The organism is Pseudonocardia sp. DR1-2, from assembly GCF_023717215.1.
Lineage (GTDB): Bacteria > Actinomycetota > Actinomycetes > Mycobacteriales > Pseudonocardiaceae > Pseudonocardia > Pseudonocardia alni.
On sequence record NZ_JAMQOF010000005.1, the window covers coordinates 97,706 to 119,539 of the forward strand.

A 21,834-nucleotide genomic window follows, 5' to 3' on the forward strand; every position below is an offset into this window, starting at 1 on the left:
GGTCACGCGTCCCCCAGGCCGGCGACCGGGACCTCCGCGGTCAGGACGGTCGGGCCACCGGGCGGGCTGTCGACCTCCAGGCGTCCCTCGACGATCTCCAGCCGGTCGGCGAGCCCCGCCAGACCGTGCCCCTTGCCCGGGTGGGCGCCGCCGCGGCCGTCGTCGCGGACACTGACCCGCAGCAGGGTCTCGTCGACGGTCACGGTGACCGTCACCGCGGTCGCGCCGGCGTGCTTGGCGATGTTGGTGAGCGCCTCGGTCACCACGAAGTACGCGGTGTTCTCGACCAGGGCGGGCAGCCGGGCGCCGTCGTCGAGGCCCACGTCGAGGTCGACCGGGACCGGGCAGCGCCCCGCGGCGGCCCGCAGCGCCGGTCCGAGCCCGCGGTCGGCCAGGATCGGCGGCGCGATGCCCCGGGACAGCGCGCGCAGCTCCGAGAGCGCCTCGCGGCTCTGCTCCAGGGCCTCGTGCAGCAGCGGGCGGGCGCGCTCCGGGTCGTCGTCGAGGCGCCGGACGGCGGACTCCAGGTCCATGCCGAGCCGCACCAGGCGCTGCTGCGGCCCGTCGTGGATGTCGCGTTCGAGCCGGCGCAGGGTCTGCGCCTCGGCCGCGACGGCCGCCCGCCGACCGGCGGCCAGCGCCAGCGCGCGGGCCCGCAGCGCGGCGGTCTGGTTGGTGAGCAGACCGCGGGCGAGCAGCGCGCGCACGTCGGTCAGCCAGCGCACGACCGTCGGCAGGGTCATCAGCAGCAGGACGCCGAGCCCGGTGTTGAGCGCGACGTCGCCGAGGGTGGAGTCGATGCCGGTGATCGAGCCGAACAGCGTCCAGTTGTTCGGCCCGCGCGGCAGCGACCACTGCCAGAACACGTAGAACAGGCCGCCCAGGCCGGTGACCGACCACACCAGCGCGATCGCCGCGGTCACCGTCCGCACCGGCAGCGCGGTGACGGCGTGCGCGACGTCGCGCCAGCTCTGCGGGTCGGCCAGGGCCCGGAACAGCCGCCCCATCAGCGAGCGCCCGCGGTTGGGCCGGTAGTGGTGCGGCGGGAGCGGGCCGCCGGTCGCGGCCTCGGTGGCCCGGCGCTCCAGCTCGGCGAACCCGCGCGCCGCGGCCAGCAGCCCGACGGTGATCGGCAGCCCGATCCAGATCACGAACGTCCCCGCGCCCAGCACCAGCCCGACCAGGACCACGACCCCGCTGACGACCGCCAGCGGCAGCCCGGTCAGCAGGTAGGCCATCTGGGCGCCGAGCCGGGTGCGCCCCGGCCACGACGACGGCCAGCCCGGCGGGTGCGGCAGGTGCAGGCCGCCGTCGCGCAGCAGGTACTCGCGCAGCGCGCCGTTGCCCCAGCCCTCCAGCGCGCGGACCAGGTGCGGGTCCAGGTGGCTGCCGCCCGGCTCGTCGGGGGCGGGGCGGGGGCGGGTGGCGAGGTCGCGGTCGGCCGGCTCCTCGGACATGCGGTCCTCCTGCTCGGCGCGGCACGGGTGCACCCCGAGGATAGGCGGTGACGAACACCCCGCCGGGGTCGCGTGGGACGGGGGCGACATGGTGAGCTACCCCTCGGTAACAGACGCGACGACGCGAGAAGGTGTGCCCGTGGACCCCGCCGACCTCACCGACGTCCTGGACTCCGTCCGTGACTTCATCCGCACCGAGGTGGTGCCGCAGGAGGAGCGGATCGACGCCGAGGACGCCGTCCCCGAGCGCATCGTCGCCCAGTGCAAGGAGATGGGCCTCTACGGCTTCACCATCCCCGAGCAGTACGGCGGCCTCGGCCTGACCGCCTCGCAGGAGGTCCGCCTCGCGTTCGAGCTCGGCTGGACGACCCCCGCGCTGCGCTCGCTGTTCGGCACCAACAACGGCATCGCCGGGCACGTGCTGCTGGAGGGCGGCACCGAGGAGCAGAAGAAGCAGTGGCTGCCCCGGCTCGCCTCCGGCGAGGTCACCGCCTCGTTCGGGCTGACGGAGGCCGACGCCGGCTCCGACCCCTCCTCGCTCACCACCCGGGCCGTCCGCGACGGCGACGGCTGGGTCCTCAACGGCTCCAAGCGCTACATCACCAACTCCCCCGTCGCCGACGTGATCATGGTGTTCGCGCGGACCGACCCGGACGCCCCCGGCAACCGCGGCATCTCCACCTTCCTCGTCCCGAAGGGCACCCCCGGCCTCTCGGTCGGGCCGAAGGACCACAAGATGGGCCAGTTCGGCGCCTGGACCGCCGACGTGTACCTCGACGACGTCCGCGTCCCGTTCGAGAACGTCGTCGGCGGCGAGGAGGGCATCGACAAGGGCTTCCTCGTCGCCGCGAAGTGCCTCGCCCACGGCCGGCTGCACATCGGCGCGGTCTGCGTCGGGATGGCCGACCGGCTGGTCCACGAGACCGTCGAGTTCGCCCGCACCCGCGAGCAGGGCGGCAAGCCGATCGCCCGGTTCCAGCTGGTCCAGGGCCTGGTCGCGGACTCGGTGACCGACGCCCGCGCGGGCCGCGGCCTGGTCCTCGACGCCGCCCGCAGCTTCGACGACGGCACCGACATGGTCTCCGGGCCCGCCGCCGCGAAGTACTTCTGCTCGGAGATGGTGGGCCGGGTCGCCGACCGCGCGGTGCAGGTGCACGGCGGGGCCGGCTACATGCGCGGCGTCGCCGTCGAGCGGTTCTACCGCGACGCCCGGCTCTTCCGGATCTACGAGGGCACCAGCCAGATCCAGCAGGTCATCATCGCCCGCGACGCGCTCGGCCGCGCCGCCCGGAGCTGACCGCGCCCCGCGCCCCAGACCGCCCCCGCCCCGCCCTCCGGGTAGCTCCCAGGGTCACTCTCGTAGCGCTCTAAGCCACGAAAGTGACACTCGGGGCAGTCCGGGCGGGAGCGGCGGAAGGATGGTTGTCCACAGGGGAGGAAGTCGTCCCGGTTGCGGGGCCGGACGGGGGCACGCTGGTCGGGTGCCCCGACGCAGCGCCCCCTCACCCGCTGAGGTCCTGTCCGAGCTCCGCGAACCCGTCGTCCCGGTCCGTGAGCTCGAGAGGCTGGGCCTGGACCGCAGGACGATCGCCCGCCGCTGCCGGCCGGGCGGGCCGTGGCGCAGTCTCTGTCCCGGGGTCGTCAAGCTGTCCAACGGCTCCGTGGTCCGAGACGACCGGCAGCGGGCAGCCCTGATCGTCGCCGGGCCGGACGCGATGCTGACCGGGCTCGACGCCTTGCACCTGCACGGTGTGCGCACCGCGCCGTCGCCCCACGGCCCGGTGCACGTGCTCGTCCCGCACGACCGTCGGCGCGGAAGGTGGTCGGTGGTGCGGACGGAACGGACGCGGCGTCTGCCGGTCCCGGGAGCACGCCGGCACCCGGTCGCACCGGTGGTGCGCGCGGCAGTCGACGCGGCTCGGTGCTCCCGCGATCGCGACTTCGTCCGGGACCTGTTCGCCGATCTCCTGCAACACGGGCACGGCACGATCGACGAGCTCCGGGAGGAGCTGGCTGTCTGCAGCAGCCGGGGAGTCGCCCTGCCCCGGGCGGTCCTCGGCGAGATGACCGCGGGAGTGCGCTCCGTGGCCGAGGCCAGGGCGCGGAAGCTGGTGCTCCGCAGCGGTCTGCCGGTGCCGCGGTCCAACGTCCGGCTGACCGACCGGCGTGGCGTCCTGATCGCCGTCGTCGACTTCTGGTGGCCGGACGCGGGTCTCGCCTGGGAGATCGACTCAATCGAGTTCCATCTCTCCCCGGAGGACTACGCCCGCACCGTGCGCAGGCGGGCCGCCCTCAGCAGGCACGGTGTCGTCGTGGTGCAGACGCTGCCCTCGGACCTGCGACGACGACCGGCCGAGATCGTCGACGAGCTACGCCGATGTCACGCCCGCGCTCTCGCCCAGCCCCGTCCCGACGTCGTCCACCTCGACGACGCCGCCTGAGCCGAGGGGCGACCCCGGGGTGCCCCCAGGGGAACTCTCGTAGCGCTCTAAGCCACGAGAGTTCCCCTGGGGGCAGGCCGGGGGAGCCGCGGACGTGAGAGGCAGCAGCTGGGACGACGAACGGCCCCGCCCGGGGATCCCGGGCGGGGCCGTCGTGGGCTGCGGTCGATCAGTGGGCGGCGGGGCCCCGGTGGTACTCGAACACCAGGCCGCCGACGGCGATCAGCACCAGCGTCATGCCGATGACGATCATCCAGGCGTACCAGAAGGCCACACCCAGGGCGGCGAAGGCGGCCGCGGCGGCCAGGCCGAGCGGCCAGTAGCTGCCGGCGGAGAAGAAGCCCACCTCGCCGGCACCGTCGGAGACCTCGGCCTCGGGGTTGTCCTCGGGGCGCTCCTCGAGGCGGCGGGAGACGAACCGGAAGTACGTGCCGACGATCAGCGACAGACCGGCGGTCAGCCACAGCGCGGTCACGCCGACGACCTCACCGGCGATGAACATGTACGCCAGCGCGGCCAGGATGAAGAAGCCGGTGACGATCTCGAAGAGCCGGGACTCGATCTTCATGGGTGCGCGTCCTCCCTCAGCCCGTGACCTGCGCGGCCAGCTGGCCGCGGTCGGTCGAGAACGGCTGCGTGCTGATCGCCTCCGGCGCGCACCACTCGCCGCAGTTCAGCGCCTGCAGCGCCTCGCCGGTCGAGTAGGCCTGCCCGGTCTGCGGGTTGGTCTCCTTGCGGAGCTGGATGTACCGGTCGAACAGCGCGGGCTCCAGGGCACGCACCTCGAAGTTCATCTGCGAGTGGTACGTGCCGCACAGCTCGGCGCAGCGACCGACGAACGCACCCTCACGGTCGATCCGGTCGATGATGTAGGTGTTGTCCTGCTCGTTCCGCTCCGGGAACGGGAAGACGTCGCGCTTGAAGAGGAACTCCGGCACGTAGAACGAGTGGATCACGTCGGGCGAGCGCTGCGTGAACTGGATCGACCGGTCGGTCGGGAGGACCATGATCGGGATCGTGTCGCTCGTCCCCAGCGTGCTCACCGGGCGTCCGCCCTGGCCGGCCTCGTCGGGGTAGGAGAACTCCCAGTTCCACTGGAACCCGACGATGTCGACCCGCAGGTCGGCCGGGCCGCCCGCGGTCGGGTTCTCCTTGTCGATGTAGTTCTGCACGTTCACCGTGAAGCCGAAGAGCACGGCGACGATGACGGTGGGGATCGCCGTGAAGACGAGCTCGACCGGCAGGTTGTACTGCGTCTGGCGCGGCAGCGAGCCGTCGTCGTCCTTGCGCTTCCGGTGCAGGATCATCGCCCAGAACATGGCGCCCCAGGTGATGACACCGACGACCAGCGCCGCGATCGCGGACCAGGTCCACAGGTTGCGCATCGACTCGGCCTCGGGGGTCACCCCCTCGGGCCACCCGAACCGGATGACCTCCTGGACCGAGCAACCGGCCAGAGCCGGAGCCGCCAGCAGGCCGACCACGGCCACCTTCGCCGCCCGGGCGATCCGGGAGCGGCCTTCGGTTCGGGCCACTGCACGCCGCCTTCCTGTCGTCTCCTGCGTACGCCGCACTGCCAGCACGTTCTTCCTTGCTCCGCCGTCACGACACCGCGGTCGAAGGGGATCATGTGCCACCCGTATGGAGCACCGTCTTCGACCTCGCGTAGAGCCTAGACGAACCCCGGTCGGGCCGCGCCCCCCGGGGGTTCCCGGACAGGGCGTGAACGTCGTCACCGCCGCAGGGGAAACAGGCAGTCTCGCAGCGGGAAGACCGTTTCGCACCGGGGCGCGCGAGACCCGTCCGGCTGACTCGGCATACTGACCGGTGTGTGCGGACTGCTGGGATTGCTGACCGCCGGGGCGGACGCCGCGACCCGGGTCGACCCGATCGCCGACGGGCTGCGCTGTGCGCGGCATCGGGGACCCGACGAGAGCGAGACGTGGAACGACCACGACCTCGTCCTCGGGTTCAACCGGTTGTCGATCATCGACGTGGACCATTCCCACCAACCCCTGCACTGGGGGCCGGTGCCGGGCGAGGACACCCGCTACACCATCGTCTTCAACGGCGAGATCTACAACTACCTCGAGCTCCGTGAGGAGCTGATCGAGACCTACGACGCGGCGTTCGCCACCGACGGCGACGGCGAGGTCATCGTCGCGGCGTTCCACTACTGGGGCCCCGACGCCGTGCAGCGCCTGCGCGGCATGTTCGCCTTCGCCATCTGGGACGTCGTGGAGCGCGAGCTGTTCCTGGCCCGCGACCCGTTCGGCATCAAGCCGCTGTTCCTGGCCACCACCCCGGTCGGCACCGCGTTCGCCAGCGAGAAGAAGTCGCTGCTGTCGCTGGCCGGTGAGCTGGAGATCGGGCTGGACCTGGAGCCGGCCGCGCTGCAGCACTACCTGACCCTGCAGTACGTGCCCGAGCCGATGTCGCTGCACCGGATGATCTCGCGCGTCGAGTCCGGCACGCACGTCACCGTGCGCCCCGGCGAGGAGCCGCTGCACCAGCGCTACTTCGCGCCGAAGTTCATCTCGCTGCCCAGCCACGCCCCGGCCAGCGCCGAGGCGGAGGCGATCGTGCACGGCGAGATCGCCGACGTGCTGCGCGACTCGGTCGCCAAGCACATGCGGGCCGACGTCACCGTCGGTGCGTTCCTGTCTGGCGGGATCGACTCCACCGCGATCGCGGCGCTCGCCAAGGAGCACAACCCGAACCTGATCACCTTCACCACCGGGTTCGAGCGCGAGGGCTACTCCGAGGTCGACGTGGCCGCGGAGTCCGCCGCCGCGATCGGCGTGCGGCACGTGGTCCGCACCGTCAAGCCGGACGAGATGATGGAGGCCCTGCCGCTCATCATCTGGTACCTCGACGACCCGGTCGCCGACCCGGCGCTGGTCCCGCTGTGGTTCATCGCCCGCGAGGCCCGCCAGCACGTCAAGGTCGTGCTGTCCGGCGAGGGTGCCGACGAGCTGTTCGGCGGGTACTCGATCTACCGCGAGCCGCTGTCGCTGTCGCCGTTCGAGAAGGTCCCCGGCACGCTCAAGCCGCTCATGCGCCGGGCGTCGCGCAAGATGCCCGAGGGCATGCGGGGCAAGGACCTGCTGCGCCGCGGGTCGCTGTCGATGGAGCAGCGCTACTACGGCAACGCCCGCATCTTCCGCGACGACCAGCTCCACGAGGTCCTGCGCGGCTACGACCCGCGGGTGTCGCACCAGGACGTGACGGCGCCGCACTACTTCGCCAGCCACGACTGGGACCCGGTCGCCCGGATGCAGCACGTGGACCTGTTCACCTGGCTGCGCGGCGACATCCTGGTCAAGGCCGACAAGATGACGATGGCGCACTCGCTGGAGCTGCGGGTGCCGTTCCTCGACCCCGAGGTCTTCGACATCGCCTCGTCGCTGCCGCAGTCGCAGAAGATCACCCACGGCTCGAACGGCACCACGAAGTACGCGCTGCGCCGGGCCTGCGAGGGCATCATCCCGCCGCACGTGCTCAACCGGCCGAAGCTCGGCTTCCCGGTGCCGATCCGGCACTGGCTGCGCGACGAGATGTACGCCTGGGCGCGCGACATCCTGCAGAACTCCGGTGCCGGGCACCTGATCGACCTGCAGGCCGTGCACCGCATGCTCGACGCGCACCGCGAGGGCCCGGTCGACCACTCCCGCCGGATCTGGGCGGTGCTGGTCTTCCTGCTGTGGCACGGGATCTTCGTCGAGAAGCGGATCGTGCCGGAGGTCCCGACCCCGACCTACCCGGTCAAGATCTGAGCGGTCCCCGCACGACGGACGGGCCGGCACCCCTGAGGGGTGCCGGCCCGTCGGCGTCCGGAGGGGGTCAGGCGGGCAGGACGGCGCGCAGCTCGTCGGCCGCGGCCTCGCCGAACGCGTCGGCCAGGCGGGTCAGCGCGGCGTCGCGGTCCCAGGTCCACTCCTGCGGGCCGTCGGACTCCAGGACGTAGGTCGCGATGAGCGCACCCAGCTGGGCCGAACGCTCCAGCGACAGCCCGGCACCGAGCGCGGTCAGGAATCCGGCGCGCCAGGCGTCGCCGACGCCGGTCGGGTCGACCAGCTCGGTCGGCGGGACGACGTCGATCCGGGTCTCGGTGCCGTCGGCCTCGACGATCAGCGCGCCCTTCTCGCCGAAGGTGGTGATGCGGGTGCCGACCTTGGCGCCGATCTCCTCGGCGGTCCAGCCGGTCTTCTTGAGCAGCAGCTCGAACTCGTAGTCGTTGGTGACCAGGTAGGTCGCGCCCTCGATGAGGCGGCGGACCTCGGGGCCCTCCATCCGGGCGAGCTGCTGGGAGGGGTCGGCGAGGAAGGGGTAGCCCTGGGTGCGGCACTCGTCGGTGTGGCGCAGCATGGCCTCGGGGTCGCTGGCACCGATGAGCACCAGGTCGAACCCGCCGACGCGCTCGGCGATCGGGGCGAGCTCGATCTCCTTCGACTTGGCCATGGCGCCGGTGTAGAAGGACGCGATCTGGCGCATGTCGTCGTCGGTGGTGCAGACGAAGCGGGCGGTGTGGACGTCGTCGTGGGTGTGCACCCCGGAGGTGTCGACACCCAGGTCGTCGAGGACCTGCTTGTACTCGGCGAAGTCGGCACCGACGGCGCCGATCAGCACCGGGTTCTGGCCGAGCACACCGAGCGCGAAGGCGATGTTGCCGGCCACGCCGCCCCGGCGGACCGTCAGGTCGTCGACCAGGAAGCTGACCGAGATCCGGTCCAGCTGGTCGGCGAGGATCTGCTCGGAGAACTTCCCCGGGAAATGCATGAGGTTGTCGGAGGCGATCGACCCCGTCACGGCAATAGGCACACCGGGGACCCTACGTCACCGACGGCGAAGGGCCCCGCCGGAGATCACCGGCGGGGCCCTTCGGAGGTGCTGCTGTGCGACGTCAGTTGAAGCTGTCGCCACAGGCGCAGGAGCCGCCCGCGTTCGGGTTGTCGATCGTGAAGCCCTGCTTCTCGATGGTGTCGACGAAGTCGATCGTGGCGCCCTGCAGGTACGGGGCGCTCATCCGGTCGACGCCGACCTTGAGACCGTGGAAGTCACGGAAGAGGTCACCGTCGAGCGACCGGTCGTCGAAGAAGAGCTGGTAGCGCAGGCCGGCACAGCCACCGGGCTGCACGGCGATGCGCAGGTGCATGTCGTCGCGGCCCTCCTGCTCGAGCAGGGTGCGCGCCTTGACGGCAGCGGAGTCGGTCAGCTCCACGCCGTGCGTCTGCTCCGTGGTCGCGCCCGCGTCCAAGGTGTTGTCAACGGTCATGACTCTCCCAACAACGTGCGTGGTCCGCCCTGTTCCCACCGGGCGTCGGAATCCATAGTACGACGTCGGGCCGGTCCGCATCCGTGCGGAGACCGTGCGAATCGCCGACGGGCGGGTGACGGGGCTCACCGGCTCCAGCGCGGTGCGACACGTTCCGCCAGGTCGGCGAGTTTCCCGGCCGGGTCCGCCATCGAGGCCTCCAGGCCGAACTCCTCCGCGACCCCGAACGCCGCGTCGACCCCGGCCGCCGCGGCCTCCCGGCGGCCCACGCTGACCTGACCGGCCAGCACCACGCACGGCGTCCCGCGGTCGGCCGCGCCCCGGGCGACGGCGGTGACGAGCTTCCCGCGCAGCGACTGCCAGTCGAAGCTGCCCTCCCCGGTGACGGCGACGTCGGCGGCGTCCAGCTCGGCGTCGAGCCCGACCAGGCCGCGGACCAGCCCGGCACCGGACTCGACCCGCGCCCCGAGGGCGAGCAGCGCGGCGCCGAGACCACCCGCGGCGCCGGCCGAGTGCAGGTCGCGCACCTCACGCCCGGCCAGGTCGGCGAGGACCCCGGCGAACACGGTCAGCGCGGCGTCCAGCTCGGTGACGGCGGCGTCGTCGGCGCCCTTCTGCGGGCCGAACACGGCGGCGGCGCCGTGCGGTCCGAGCAGCGGGTTGTCGACGTCGCTCGCCGCGACCAGCGTCATCCCGCCCAGGTCGGGGGTCCCGTCGAGACGGGCGCAGCAGTCCAGGGCCGCGCCGCCGGGCGGGAGCGGGAGGCCGTCGTCGTCGACGGGGACGGCGCCGAGCGCGGCCAGCAGACCGGCGCCGCCGTCGGTGGTGGCGGACCCGCCGAGCCCCACGACGGCGGTGGTGACGCCGGCGTCGCGGGCGGCGGCGAGCAGCTCCCCCACCCCGGACGTCGTCGCGGTGCGGGCGACCCCGGGGACCCGGTCCTCGCGCGGGACGTGGTGCAGCCCGCACGCCGAGGCGCACTCCAGGTAGGCCGTGTCGCCGACGCGCAGCCAGGACCCGGTCACCGGGTCACCGAGCGGGCCGGTGACCTCCAGCTCGTGCACGGTCCCGCCGAGCGCGGTGTGCAGCACCTCCGCGAAGCCGGTGCCGCCGTCGGCGAGGGGGACGATCGCGACGTCGGCTCCGGGCACGCCGCGCCGCCAGCCCGCGGCGATCGCCTCGGCCGCCTCCCGTGCGCTGAGGGTTCCGCCGAAGGAGTCGGGAGCCACCACGATGCGCATGCGGGGCAGGCTAGCGGCGGCCCGTATTGTGGACACCTGTGAGGTTCCTGCGCCGCTCCGAGAGCTCCGACCAGGCCGGTCAGACGGCCGTCGAGTCCCCGGCGGGCACGGACGCTGCGGAGACGGAGGACGAGGGCGCGACCCGCTCGCGTCCCCACACCACCCCCGGCAAGGGCCGGGCGACACCGAAGCGCCGTGACGCCGAGGGCAGGCGGCGCGGTCCCGCGCCGCCCCCGCCGCGTACCCAGCGGGAGGCCGCGAAGCTGGCCCGCGCCACCCGGCCGTCGAAGGACGAGCGCCGGGCGAAGGCGCTGGAGCGCCGCAAGCGGATGGACGCCGGCGACGACCGCGTGCTGCTCCCCCGCGACCGCGGCAAGGTGCGGGCGTACGTGCGCGACATCGTCGACTCGCGCCCGCACGTCATCGGCCTGTTCCTGCCGCTGGCCGCGCTCGTGCTGGTCGCCGCGCTCATCCAGAACCCGGTGATCCAGCAGTACGTCACGCTGTTCACGTTCCTGATGCTGATCGTGATGGTCGTCGAGGGCACGCTGCTGGGCATGCAGGTCCTGAAGAAGGCCCGCGCGAAGTTCCCCGACGAGGAGATCAAGGGCCTCGGCACCGGGTGGTACGCGTTCTCCCGCGCCACCCAGCCGCGCCGCATGCGGGTGCCCAAGCCGCGCGTCAAGCGCGGCGACACGGTCTGACACCGTCCCGGCGGGCCCCTGCTCTCAGAGCACGAGCGGCCCGCCGGGCAGGTCCAGCACGGCCTGCAGCGACGGCGACTCCCCCGCGACGACCTCGGCCTCCCCACCCGCACCGACCGCGTCGAGCAGTGCGGTCACCCGCTCCGGATCGGGGTGGGTCAGGCGCAGCGTGCGCAGGCTCGCCGGGACCGGCAGGTCCGACGACGGGTGCCGGGTGGCGCCCCAGTCGATGAGGAACGGCAGCACCCCGCCCCCGTCGTCGGGCGGGAACGCGAGCCGCCACGCGAGCAGCGTGCCGTCCGGGCGCCTGCGGGACATGTCCCGGGCGGGTCCCGGGTCGTGCCCGGCGGCGCGGGCCGCGTCGAGCGCGGCGTCGAGGTCGTCGACACGCACCGCCCAGGTCACCAGCGCGGGTGCGGTCAGGGTGTCGATCCGGAACGGGCGCGGTGCGTCCGGCTCGTCCTGCGCGGGGTCGGGGCCGACCACCTCCAGGTACCGGCCCGGCCCGATCCCGGCCAGCCGGTTGCGGGTGCCGACACCGACGTGCGGCCCGCCCTCGAGCGTGTGGAGATGACGTCCGGCCAGGTCAGCGGCGGTGTCGTCGACGTCGGGGGTGGCCAGGACCAGATGATCGAGCACCTTCGCGACGCTACCGGGGACCGGTAGGACACGATGTGCGGCGTGACTCCTCCCGTCGAACTGCGGACGCTCGTGCTCGGGGGCACGCGTTCCGGCAAGTCGCGGCACGCCGAGGAACTGCTCGGCGACGACGCGGCGGTCCGCTACCTCGCGACCGGCCGGCGGATCCCCGGCGACACCGACTGGGACGCGCGCATCGCCGCGCACACCGCCCGGCGTCCCGCCCACTGGACCACCGAGGAGGTCGGCGGCACCGAGCTGTCCGCCGCCCTCGCCCGGCCCGGCCCGGTGCTGGTCGACGACCTGGCGACCTGGCTGACCGGGGTCCTCGACGACGCCGGTGCCTGGGACGCCCCGGTCGTGCCCGCCACGGTCGACGCCGCCGTCGACGGCCTGGTCGCCGCGGTCGCCGCCGCACCGGGACCGCTGGTGCTGGTTTCCGCCGAGACCGGGCTGGGGGTCGTGCCGGACACCCGCGCCGGGCGGCTGTTCCGGGACCGGCTGGGTGAGCTGAACGCCGCCGTCGCGCGGGTGTGCGACGACGTCGTGCTGGTGGTGGCGGGGCGGGCGCTCACCCTGCCCGCTCCCGCCGTCACCGAGCCGGGGACCGGTGTCGCCCCGACACCCGTCCCCACGGCGTCGGCCGCGGGACCACCCGCCGGTCCCGTCGTGGCGGGCCCCGGCTCCGGGCTCGACGCCGCGGGAGCAGGCGCGCCCGGCTCCGCCACCGGGTCCGCGGCTCCCGAGGGGACCGGTGTCCCGGCTGCCGGAGCCGGCGGGCCCGTCGGCACCGACGTCGCCGACCCCGACGGCGACGTCGCGGGCACCCCCGCCGGGGTCCCGGGTGCGGTCCTCCCCGCGACCGGGGCGGCCGCGGGCGCCGTCGCGGGAGCCGCGACGACCCCCGCCTCGGTCACCGAGTCCGACGTGGAGATCGTCCCGGTCACCGTCGGGCGGCCGGACTCCCGCAGCCGCCGCGCGGCCGTCGCCCTGGTCGAGGGGCTCGCGATGCCCACGGGCGGGCTCGGCAGGCTCGGCGAGCTGGGCGTGTGGCTGGCGTCCTGCCAGGGCACCTGTCCCCCGCAGGCGCCCGTGCGCGCCCGGGTGGTGCTGCTCGCCGCCGACCACGGCATCGCCGGGAACGGCGTCTCGGCCTACCCGCCGCAGGTGTCCGCGGTGCGCGCCACCGCCGCCGCGGCCGGACGGCTGCCGGTCACCGTCGCCGCGCGGGCCGCCGGGGCGACCGTGCGGGTCGTCGACGTCGGTCTCGTGTCCGGGGCCGAGGGCGCCGAGCCGGGCTGGCTCGTCGCGCACGGCACCGGCCGGATCGACCGCGAGGACGCCCTGGACGGTGACCGCGCCACCGCGGCGTGGCTGACCGGGCGGCGGCTGGCCGACGCCGAGATCGACGCCGGCGCGGACCTGCTGATCCCGGCGACGCTCGCCGTCGGCGTGACGACCCCCGCCGCGACGCTCGTCGCGGCCGTGACCGGGGCCGAGCCCGTCGCCGTCGTGGGGCGGGCCTCGGGGATCGACGACCGCGCCTGGATGCGCAAGGCCGTCGCGATCCGCGACGCGCTGCGCCGGGCCCGTCCGCACCTGCGCGACCCGCTGGCGCTGCTGCGCACCGTCGGCGGCACGGACCTGATCGTGCTCGCCGGGTTCCTCGCCCGGGCCGCGGAGCGCAAGGTGCCCGCGGTGCTCGACGGTCTGGCCGTCGGCGCGGCGGCCCTGCTCGCCGACGAGCTGGCCCCCGGGGCGAAGGACTGGTGGGTCGCCGCGCAGCCGTCGACCGAACCGGCCGCGACGCTCGTCCTGGAGCACCTGTCGCTGGTGCCGCTGCTGGACCTGGCGGTGCGCACCGAGGACGGCACCGCCGCGGTGACGGCGCTGCCGCTGCTGGTCACCGCGGCGCGGCTGCTCGCCGAGACCGGGACCGCGCAGGACACGGGCGTCGTCCCGGGTGACGTGACGGTGCCGGCAGGCGCCGGCCGGTGAGCGGACCCCGGCCCGGTCCCCTCGCGGGGCTCGCGCTGGCGGTCAGCTGGCTGACCGTCGTGCCCGCCCGGGTCCGCACCTCCGACGACGGCGCGCTGCCCGACGGCGTCGCCGCGGCCGCCCTGCGCTGGGCGCCGCTGGTCGGCGCCGGGCTCGGCGTCGCGGGCGGGGCACTGCTCACCGGGCTGGTCGCCGTCGGGGTGTCCCCGCTGGTCGCGGGCCTGCTGACGGTCGGGGCGGGCGCGCTCGCGACGCGCGGGATGCACGTCGACGGCATCGCCGACACCGCCGACGGCCTGGGCAGCTACGGCCCGCCGGAGCGGGCGCTGCGGATCATGGCCGACGGCGGGGCCGGACCGTTCGCCGTCGTCACGCTGCTGGTGGTGCTGGGCGCCCGCGCCGCCGCCCTCGCGCAGCTGGCGTCCGCGCCGCCCACGGTCGTGCTCGTCGTCTGCGCGCTGGCCGCGGCGGCCGGGCGGGCCGGGTTCTGCTGGGTCGCGCGGCGCGGGACGCCCGCCGCGCGCCCGGGTGGTCTGGGCGCGACGGTCGCCGGGTCGCAGCCGGTGTGGGTCGCGCCGCTGTGGTGGGCCGGGCTGGCGGCGGCCGCGGCCACCGCGCTGGTCGTCACCGTCGAGCCGCAGCAGGACACCGCCGTCCTGGCGGCGGGCACGGCCGGGGCCGGGACGCTCGGCGCAGCCGGGGTGGTGCTCGCCGTCGCCGGGGCGGTACTGCTCGCGGCGGTGCTCGTGGTGGGCCTGGCCCGGCACACCCGGCGACGCTTCGGCGGGATGAGCGGCGACGTCCTGGGTGCGGCCTGCGAGCTCGGCGGCACCGCGGTCCTCGTCGTCCTGGCGGCCGCGCTCACCGGGTGACCCGGGGCGTGATCGAGCCGGTCCACGCGGCAGGCGGCCCCATGATCACCGGTTGTGGAGCACGTCGTTCGCGAGACGGGCGCAGGACTCCACAACCAGTGATCATGGACGGGATTCGCAGCTGCGACGGGTTCGGCGGGATCGGGGCCGGGCCGTGCGGGGCGCCGCCATCCTGCGCCGGTGCCCCCTGCCCCGCTCTCCGCTCCGTCGACCTCGCTGCGTGACCTGCTGCTCGCCCAGGACGGGGTCCTGTCCGCGGCCCAGGCCCGGACCACCGGGCTGTCCCGGCAGGCCGTCCGGCGACGGGTGGCCCGCGGCGAGTGGGTCGATCTGCACCCGGGCGTCCTCGCCGAGGCGACCCGCGTCCCGACCGCGGCGATGCGTGTCCGTGCCGCGGCGCTCTGGGCCGGGCCCTCCGGGCTGGTCCACGGGCCGGCCGCCGCATGCTGGAGCGGGATGACCGACCGGTGCCCCCGCGACGTCGGGGTGACGCTCCCCCGCGGCACCCGGCGGCTCGCGCCCGGCGGCATCGCGCTGCGGCGGCGCGACGTGCCCGGTCCCGACCGGACCTGGATCCGGGGCGTCGCCGTCACCACCGAGCACTTGACCGTGCTGGAGACCTGCGCCGTGCTGCCCGACGGGGCCGCGTTCCTCGACCGGGTCCTGCAGCGTCGCGTCGTGCACCCGGCGCTGCTGCACGAGGCCTACTGCCGCAACGCGGGCGCGCACGGCATGGCCGCGGCGCACCGGTTGCTGGTGGCCGCGCTCGACCGCGCGGACTCGGAGCTGGAACGGATGCTGCTGCGGCTGCTGCGCGCCGCCGGGATCGGCGGCGCCGTCCGCGGGCTGCCCATGGGCGGCGGGCGCGAGATCGATCTGGCCTTCCCCGCCGAGCGGGTGGCGATCGAGCTGGACGGGTGGGCCTGGCACACCGACCCCGACCGGTTCCGGGCCGACCGGGCGAAGGGGAACGCACTGGTCACCCGGGGGTGGACGCTGTTGCGCTTCACCTGGCACGACGTGCACGACGCACCGGAGCGCACCGTCGCCGCGATCCGGCGGGCCCTGCGCCGGTGACCACCGGTCGTGGAGCGACGCGTCCGTGGGACGGGCGCGGAACTACACGACCGGTGACCATGCGTCGGAGCGGCACGGCCGGCCCGGGACCGGTGGACGGTCCCGGGACGGCTCAGACCGACGCGGGGGCCGGCACCAGGGTGTGCATCCAGCCGTGCGGGTCCGGGGCCGCGCCGCGCTGGATCGCGGTCAGCGCCTCGCGCAGCTGCAGGGTGACCGGGCCGGGCTCACCGTTGCCGACGGTCACCTCGCCGCCGCTGTGCTTGACCGTCCCGATCGGGGTGATCACCGCGGCGGTGCCGCAGCCGAACACCTCGGTCAGCACGCCGCTCGCGGCGCCACCGAGCCACTCCTGGCCGGAGATGCGGCGCTCGACCACGGAGATCCCGAGGTCCTTCGCCACCGTGATCAGCGAGTCCCGGGTGATGCCGGCGAGCACCGAGCCGCGCAGGTCCGGCGTCGTGACCTCGACCGAGCCGTCGTCGGAGCGGAAGACGAAGAACAGGTTGTTCGAGCCCATCTCGTCGATCCACTGGCGCTCCTCGGCGTCGAGGTAGGCGACCTGGGCGCAGCCGTGCTGGGCACCGACCGACTGCGGCAGCAGCGACGCCGCGTAGTTCCCGCCGCACTTGGCGGTGCCGGTGCCGCCGAGCGCGGCGCGCGTGTACTCGGTCTCCAGCCACACGTCCATCGGCTTGACCCCGCCGGCGAAGTACGGCCCGGCCGGCGACGCGATGACCGAGTACAGGTACTCCGACGACGGCCGCACCCCCAGCCCGACCTCCGTCGCGATCATGAAGGGCCGCAGGTAGAGCGAGTCCTCACCGCCGGCCTCGGGCACCCACTCGGAGTCGACCGCGAGGAGCTCGGACAGCGAGGCGAGGAAGAGGTCCTCGGGGAGCTCGGCCATCGCGAGCCGGCGCGCGGAGCCGGCGAACCGGGCGGCGTTGGCGTCGGGCCGGAACGACGCGATCGAACCGTCGGGCTGGCGGTAGGCCTTGAGCCCCTCGAAGATCTCCTGCCCGTAGTGCAGGACCATCGAGGACGGGTCCAGTGTCATCGGGCCGTAGGGCACGACCGCCGGGTCGTGCCAGCCGGTCCCGGCGGTCCACCGGATCGTCACCATGTGGTCGGTCATGTACCGCCCGAAGCCGGGGGCGGCCAGTACGTCGGCGCGCCGCTGCGGGGACGCCGGGGCGGGGTTGCGGGTCACGGAGAACTTCGGCGCGCTCATGGCCCAAACGGTATCCCCGCTGTCCACGGGGCAAACAGTCGGATTCCCGAGGAACGGGAGCCGGTGGGCCCGCTCAGCGGACGTGCGAGGGCACCAGCGGCGGCTTCACGACCTCCACCGGCAGCGCACGTCCCCGGACGTCGATCACCAACGCGTCACCGACGGCCACCCCGCCCGCGGTGTCGACCAGGGCCAGCGCGACGCCGGTGCGCAGCGTCGGGGAGAACGTCCCCGAGGTGACGACGCCGACGGGGCTGCCCCCCTCGCCGTCGAGGACGGTCATCCCCGCCCGCGGCACACCCCGCCCCGTCGCCCGCAGCGCACGCAGGCGCCGCGCCGGGCCCGCCGCGCGCTCGGCGAGCAGGGCGTCGCGGCCCCAGAACGCCGGCTTGTCCCAGCCGACCGCCCAGCTGCTCCCGGCCTGGACCGGGCTGATCTCGGTGGACAGCTCGTGGCCGTGCAGCGGGTAGCCCATCTCGGTGCGCAGGGTGTCGCGCGCCGCGAGACCGCAGGGGCCGCCGCCGACGGTGCGGACGGCGTCGAGCAGGGCGTCCCACATCGCCGGGGCGGCCTGGGCGGCGAGGACGACCTCGTAGCCGAGCTCGCCGGTGTAGCCGGTGCGACAGATCCGCACACCGCCGTCGTTCAGACCGCCCTCGATGTCGGTGAACGCCATGTAGTCCAGGTCCGCGACGCCCTCCCCCGCGGCACCGAGCGCCGCGCTCAGCGCCTCGGCGGAGCGGGGCCCCTGGACGGCGAGCACGGCGAGCTCGCGGTGCCGGTCGGTGATCGTGACGCCGGGCGGGGCGCCGGCGGCGAGCGCGGACACGATCCGGGTGGAGTTCGCGGCGTTCGGGACGAGCAGCAGGTCGTCGTCGGCGGCCAGGTAGACGATCATGTCGTCCTCGACGCCGCCGCGTTCGTCGCAGGCCAGGGTGTACTGGGCGCGGCCCGGGCCGATCCGGCCGAGGTCGTTGGTGAGGCAGGCGTTCAGGTGCGCGGCCGCGCCCGGCCCGGAGATCGGGACGGTGCCCAGGTGGCTGACGTCGAACAAGCCCGCCGTCTCGCGGACCGACGTGTGCTCGGCGACGGTGCCGCCCGGGTAGGAGATCGGCATCGACCACCCCCCGAACTCGCCGAGGGTGGCGTCGAGGGCGACGTGCCGGTCGTGCAGCGGGCTGGGCAGGAGCTCGTCGGTCACGCCCGCGACCCTATCGGCCTCAGGCCGCCTGTTCCTCGGGATCGCTGTGGCGCACGGGTTCCTCGGCCGCCGTGCCGGCGCGCGAGCGCGCCGTGACGGCGCACAGCACCCAGCCCGCGGCGAGCGCCCCGGCCGTCGCGACCAGCGGCCACGGCGGCATCGACGCGGCGACGGCCAGGCACCCCACCCCACCGGCGACGGCGACGACCGCCGCCCGCACCGGGCGTCCCGGCAGGCGGAGCACCGCGGCGTGCAGCACGGCGTGGTGGACCAGGGCCGCGACGACGGTGACGACGATCGCGGTCGTCGCGGACAGCAGCAGGGTCATCGCCAGGGTCAGCACCCCCAGCGTCAGGTCGGCCACCCACGGCGTGCCACGCGACCCGCCCCGGCCCAGGAACGCGGGCAGCTCCCCCTCCCGGGACAGCCGGGCGGCTCCGGCCGCGGCCCGCGACAGCGCCCCGAGCAGTGCGGCGACCGTCGCGGCGGCGGCACCGACCCGCACCAGCACCCCCACCTGGGCGCTGCTGCTGGTGTCCATCAGCGCGGCCAGCGGGGCCGACGCCGACGCCAGCCCGGACGCACCGAGCCCGCGCAGCAGGGCCGCCGACAGCAGGAGCAGCAGCACCGTCGTGATCACGACGGCGAGTGCGGGGGCCCGGCGGATCGCCCGCACCGGGTCCCGCAGGCTGCCCCCGAGCTCGGCGACGCGGGACAGCCCGGTGAAGGCGAGGAACACGAACCCGGCGGCGGTGAGCACGCCGAGCGGGCCCGGCTCGATCGCGGCCTGCAGCGTGGCGACGGCCGGGTCGTCGGGCGTCCCGGCGCCGTCGCCGGCGATGCCGGCTCCGGTGGCCGCGGCGGGCATCGCCGAGGACAGCACCGCGTGCGGGCCGTCCGCCCGCAGCCCCACCACGATCGCGACGGTCAGGGCGAGCAGCGTGCCCACCACCAGCCCGCGCGCCGCACCGGGCGAGATCCGCACCCCGAAGGCGTTCACCGCGACGACGGCGAGCACCGCCACCACCGCGATGGTCACCGGCTGGGTGGGCAGCACGTAGGCGCCGAACACCAGCGCCGCGGCCGACCCGGCGGCGGCCCGCGAGGTCACCCGCGCGACCGCCCCGAGCCGTAGTGCGGGGGCGGGCAGGTCACCGCGGGCCAGCTCCGGACCGGCCGGGCGGGCGAGCGACAGGTGCGCGGTCGACCCGACCACGCCGAGCGCGAGCAGCGCGGCGAGGAGCACCCCGAGCGGGAACCAGGTGCCCGCCGACGCGGCCGCGGGGCCGAGCGCCGCGTACAGCCCGGTACCGAACGTCGCCGAGAGGGCGACGACGACCGCGGTCACGGTCGGGATCCGGTACGGGGGGCGAGGCACCCGTTCACCTTCCCATCCACCCCTGTGCCGCGCGGCGCCGCGGGGGTGTCATTACCATCTCGGTCCGGTCTCGTCGTCCCGCCCGCCACCCGGCTCCCCACCCACCCGGCGCACGGGACGTGTGCACCGGCCACGCAGGGTGAGATCGGGCGACCCGGAACCACTCGTCCGATACCCACCGTTCCCGTCCGACCCCGAGGAGTGCCACCCGTGCCGATCGACGTCCCGACCCTCCCGCAGACCGCCGCACACCGCGGTGCCGAGCCGGAGGCGGTCGTCGACGCCGTCGTGGTCGGTCTGCACGCCCCCGCGGCCGACGCCGCCGACGGGACCGGCCCGGCGCTGGCCGCGGGCGCCGCCGGCGTCGACGCCGCGTTCTCCGGGGAGCTGCTGGAGCTGCTCACCACCGTCGGCGCGACCGGGAAGGCCGAGCAGGTCGTGTCGCTGCCGACCCGCGGCGCGCTGTCCGCGCCGCGTCTGGTCGCGGTCGGTCTGGGCCGCCCGGCCGAGGGGCCGAAGGCGTCCGAGGCGGTCCGCCGCGCCGCCGGTGCCGCCGCCCGCACGCTGGCCGGGACCGGCTCGGTGCTGAGCACGCTGTCCGCGGTCGATGCCGAGGCCGCGGTCGTCGGCGCCGTCCTGGGCGGCTACCGCTTCGACCGGCACCGGACCTCCACCGACGCCACGGCCGCCCCGGTCGGCAGCTGGTCGTTCACCGGCGCCGACGACGCGGCCGTGCGGCGGGCGACGCTCGTCGCCGAGGCCGTCGTCACCGCCCGGGACCTGGTCAACACCGCGCCGAACGTGCTGGTCCCCGAGACCTTCGCGGCGCACGCGGTGGCGCTGGGCGAGCGTGCCGGGCTGGTCACCGAGGTCCTCGACGACGCCGCGCTGCGGGAGAACGGCTACGGCGGCGTCACCGGCGTCGGGAAGGGGTCGGCGAACCCGCCCCGGCTGGTGCGCCTGACCTGGAACGGCGGCCCGGCCGCGTCGAAGCGGGTCGCGCTCGTCGGCAAGGGCATCACCTTCGACACCGGCGGCATCTCGCTCAAGCCCAACGCCGGCATGGCCGACATGACCTCGGACATGGGCGGGGCGGCCGCGGTCGTCGCGACCGTGGTGCTCGCCGCGAAGCTGGAGCTGCCGGTCACGGTGACCGCGACCGTGCCGATGGCGGAGAACATGCCGTCGTCGACGGCGTACAAGCCCGGCGACGTGCTGACCATGTTCGGCGGGACCACCGTCGAGGTGCTCAACACCGACGCCGAGGGACGGCTGATCCTCGCCGACGCGATCGTCCGCGCCGCCCAGGACGACCCCGACTACCTGGTGGAGACCTCGACGCTGACCGGCGCCCAGCTCGTCGCGCTCGGCATGCGCACCGCCGGGGTGATGGGGTCGGACGAGCTGCGCGACCGGGTCGCCGCGCACGGCACCGCCGCCGGCGAGGACGCCTGGGCGATGCCGCTGCCGGAGTACCTGCGCGGCGAGCTGGACTCGCGGGTGGCCGACATCAGCAACGTCAGCGGGCAGCGGTTCGCCGGGATGCTGCTGGCCGGGGTGTTCCTCAAGGAGTTCGTGCCCGCCGGGCTGCCGTGGGCGCACATCGACATCGCGGGGCCGTCGTTCAACACCGGCGGGCCGCGCGGCTACACCACCAAGGGCGGCACGGGGGTGCCGGTGCGCACCCTGCTGGCGTTCCTGGAGGACGTGGCCGCGAACGGCTGACCCCGGATCAGCGGTCCTGCAACGCGTCCAGCGCGACGGCGAAGGCGGCGGCCAGGCGGAAGTCGATGCGCGGGTCCGGGACGGAGACGTCGTAGGAGTCGCGCAGCGACCACCGCCGGTCGCTGCTCATCAGCAGCGTGCCGCCGGAGTCCTCGGTGACGTCGAAGTGGTACGGCAGCGGCAGGTTCTCGGCCACCCGGCGCAGCAGGGCGACGCCGAGGCTGCGCTCGCGCCCGGTCGCGGCGACGCCCGGCGCGGTCAGCGTCCAGGTCGAGCGCAGCAGGCTCGCCCCGAACCGCTTGCCGAAGGTGCCGATCACCCGGCCGTGCTCGTCGAGGACGTCGTGCTCGGCGCGGACGTCGAGACGCTGGCGGGCGCGGAAGGAGAACACCGCGCGGGAGCGGCTGTCGTCGGACCAGAAGGTCACCTGCTCCTTGAAGGCGAACCGCTTCTGCTGCGCGAACGCCATGAGCGCGCCCGCGCTGCCGTCGGGGTTCGCGGCGTGCACGTCGTAGCGGTTCACGCCGAGGGTGATCCGCTGGCGGACGAGGAAGCGGGGCAGGTGCATCGCGGCCGTCACGGGGCCCGAGTC

The 21,834-nt window shown here is 74.9% G+C and carries 19 protein-coding genes; 8 read left to right on the plus strand and 11 right to left on the minus strand.

Translation table 11 applies throughout. From position 1 onward, the window contains the following. Positions 1-2: 2 nt before the first annotated feature. On the minus strand, positions 3-1,457 hold the full coding sequence (locus ND486_RS16220; protein WP_251785006.1) for a sensor histidine kinase: 1,455 nt from the start codon (positions 1,455-1,457) through the stop codon (positions 3-5). A 139-nt stretch (positions 1,458-1,596) separates the two neighbouring features. On the opposite strand from ND486_RS16220, the gene ND486_RS16225 reads away from it, so the two are divergent. Both ND486_RS16225 and ND486_RS16230 read left to right on the plus strand, forming a co-directional pair. Further along, on the plus strand, positions 1,597-2,754 hold the full coding sequence (locus tag ND486_RS16225; protein WP_251785007.1) for an acyl-CoA dehydrogenase family protein: 1,158 nt from the start codon (positions 1,597-1,599) through the stop codon (positions 2,752-2,754). Between the two features lie 184 nt (positions 2,755-2,938). Further along, entirely contained in the window at positions 2,939-3,898 is a 960-nt protein-coding gene (locus ND486_RS16230) for a hypothetical protein (RefSeq protein WP_251785008.1), read from the plus strand. A gap of 169 nt (positions 3,899-4,067) precedes the next feature. Here ND486_RS16230 and ND486_RS16235 read toward each other — a convergent pair whose 3' ends face one another. Both ND486_RS16235 and ND486_RS16240 read right to left on the minus strand, forming a co-directional pair. Then, on the minus strand, positions 4,068-4,466 hold the full coding sequence (locus tag ND486_RS16235) for a cytochrome c oxidase subunit 4 (RefSeq protein WP_062395961.1): 399 nt from the start codon (positions 4,464-4,466) through the stop codon (positions 4,068-4,070). 16 nt (positions 4,467-4,482) lie between these two features. Continuing rightward, positions 4,483-5,433: a cytochrome c oxidase subunit II gene (locus tag ND486_RS16240; protein ID WP_226357677.1), complete on the minus strand. Its 951-nt coding sequence runs from the start codon at positions 5,431-5,433 to the stop codon at positions 4,483-4,485. A 294-nt stretch (positions 5,434-5,727) separates the two neighbouring features. Here ND486_RS16240 and asnB point away from each other — a divergent pair, with 294 nt between their 5' ends. Continuing rightward, positions 5,728-7,674: an asparagine synthase (glutamine-hydrolyzing) gene (gene asnB / locus ND486_RS16245; RefSeq protein WP_043282739.1), complete on the plus strand. Its 1,947-nt coding sequence runs from the start codon at positions 5,728-5,730 to the stop codon at positions 7,672-7,674. 67 nt (positions 7,675-7,741) lie between these two features. Here asnB and ND486_RS16250 read toward each other — a convergent pair whose 3' ends face one another. From ND486_RS16250 to ND486_RS16260, 3 genes are all read right to left on the minus strand, one after another. Further along, a complete protein-coding gene (locus ND486_RS16250; protein ID WP_251785340.1) occupies positions 7,742-8,677 on the minus strand; it encodes a carbohydrate kinase family protein in 936 nt (311 codons plus the stop codon). 124 nt (positions 8,678-8,801) lie between these two features. Beyond that, positions 8,802-9,173 (minus strand): iron-sulfur cluster assembly accessory protein, encoded by a 372-nt coding sequence (locus ND486_RS16255; protein WP_062395963.1) that lies wholly within the window; start codon positions 9,171-9,173, stop codon positions 8,802-8,804. A 125-nt stretch (positions 9,174-9,298) separates the two neighbouring features. Beyond that, positions 9,299-10,414, minus strand: coding sequence for a glycerate kinase (locus ND486_RS16260; protein ID WP_251785009.1), 1,116 nt, complete (start codon positions 10,412-10,414; stop codon positions 9,299-9,301). A 38-nt stretch (positions 10,415-10,452) separates the two neighbouring features. Here ND486_RS16260 and ND486_RS16265 point away from each other — a divergent pair, with 38 nt between their 5' ends. Further along, a complete protein-coding gene (locus tag ND486_RS16265; RefSeq protein WP_073574146.1) occupies positions 10,453-11,118 on the plus strand; it encodes a DUF3043 domain-containing protein in 666 nt (221 codons plus the stop codon). A 24-nt stretch (positions 11,119-11,142) separates the two neighbouring features. On the opposite strand, the gene ND486_RS16270 is transcribed toward ND486_RS16265, so the two are convergent. Then, a complete protein-coding gene (locus ND486_RS16270; RefSeq protein WP_251785010.1) occupies positions 11,143-11,757 on the minus strand; it encodes a VOC family protein in 615 nt (204 codons plus the stop codon). A 42-nt stretch (positions 11,758-11,799) separates the two neighbouring features. On the opposite strand from ND486_RS16270, the gene ND486_RS16280 reads away from it, so the two are divergent. The 3 genes from ND486_RS16280 to ND486_RS29810 all read left to right on the plus strand — a co-directional run bounded on the left by ND486_RS16280 (position 11,800) and on the right by ND486_RS29810 (position 15,704). Further along, positions 11,800-13,755, plus strand: coding sequence for a bifunctional adenosylcobinamide kinase/adenosylcobinamide-phosphate guanylyltransferase (locus ND486_RS16280; protein WP_308215851.1), 1,956 nt, complete (start codon positions 11,800-11,802; stop codon positions 13,753-13,755). Then, entirely contained in the window at positions 13,752-14,627 is an 876-nt protein-coding gene (locus ND486_RS16285) for an adenosylcobinamide-GDP ribazoletransferase (protein ID WP_251785011.1), read from the plus strand. The genes ND486_RS16280 and ND486_RS16285 overlap by 4 nt, the downstream gene beginning before the upstream one ends. Before the next feature lie 180 nt (positions 14,628-14,807). After that, positions 14,808-15,704: an endonuclease domain-containing protein gene (locus ND486_RS29810; protein ID WP_251785012.1), complete on the plus strand. Its 897-nt coding sequence runs from the start codon at positions 14,808-14,810 to the stop codon at positions 15,702-15,704. A 112-nt stretch (positions 15,705-15,816) separates the two neighbouring features. Here the strand turns inward: ND486_RS29810 and ND486_RS16295 are convergent, their stop codons facing one another. The 3 genes from ND486_RS16295 to ND486_RS16305 form a co-directional block, all read right to left on the minus strand. Beyond that, positions 15,817-16,938, minus strand: coding sequence for a branched-chain amino acid aminotransferase (locus tag ND486_RS16295; RefSeq protein WP_251785013.1), 1,122 nt, complete (start codon positions 16,936-16,938; stop codon positions 15,817-15,819). Between the two features lie 73 nt (positions 16,939-17,011). After that, positions 17,012-18,139, minus strand: a complete 1,128-nt coding sequence (gene gcvT / locus ND486_RS16300) for a glycine cleavage system aminomethyltransferase GcvT (RefSeq protein ID WP_251785014.1) — start codon at positions 18,137-18,139, stop codon at positions 17,012-17,014. A gap of 19 nt (positions 18,140-18,158) precedes the next feature. Continuing rightward, entirely contained in the window at positions 18,159-19,517 is a 1,359-nt protein-coding gene (locus ND486_RS16305; protein WP_251785015.1) for a hypothetical protein, read from the minus strand. Between the two features lie 216 nt (positions 19,518-19,733). Between ND486_RS16305 and ND486_RS16310 the strand changes: the two genes are divergently transcribed. Beyond that, complete coding sequence (locus ND486_RS16310) at positions 19,734-21,242, plus strand: leucyl aminopeptidase (RefSeq protein WP_374231430.1); 1,509 nt, start codon at positions 19,734-19,736, stop codon at positions 21,240-21,242. 7 nt (positions 21,243-21,249) lie between these two features. Here the strand turns inward: ND486_RS16310 and ND486_RS16315 are convergent, their stop codons facing one another. After that, positions 21,250-21,822, minus strand: coding sequence for a hypothetical protein (locus tag ND486_RS16315; protein ID WP_202968194.1), 573 nt, complete (start codon positions 21,820-21,822; stop codon positions 21,250-21,252). Positions 21,823-21,834 lie beyond the last annotated feature (12 nt).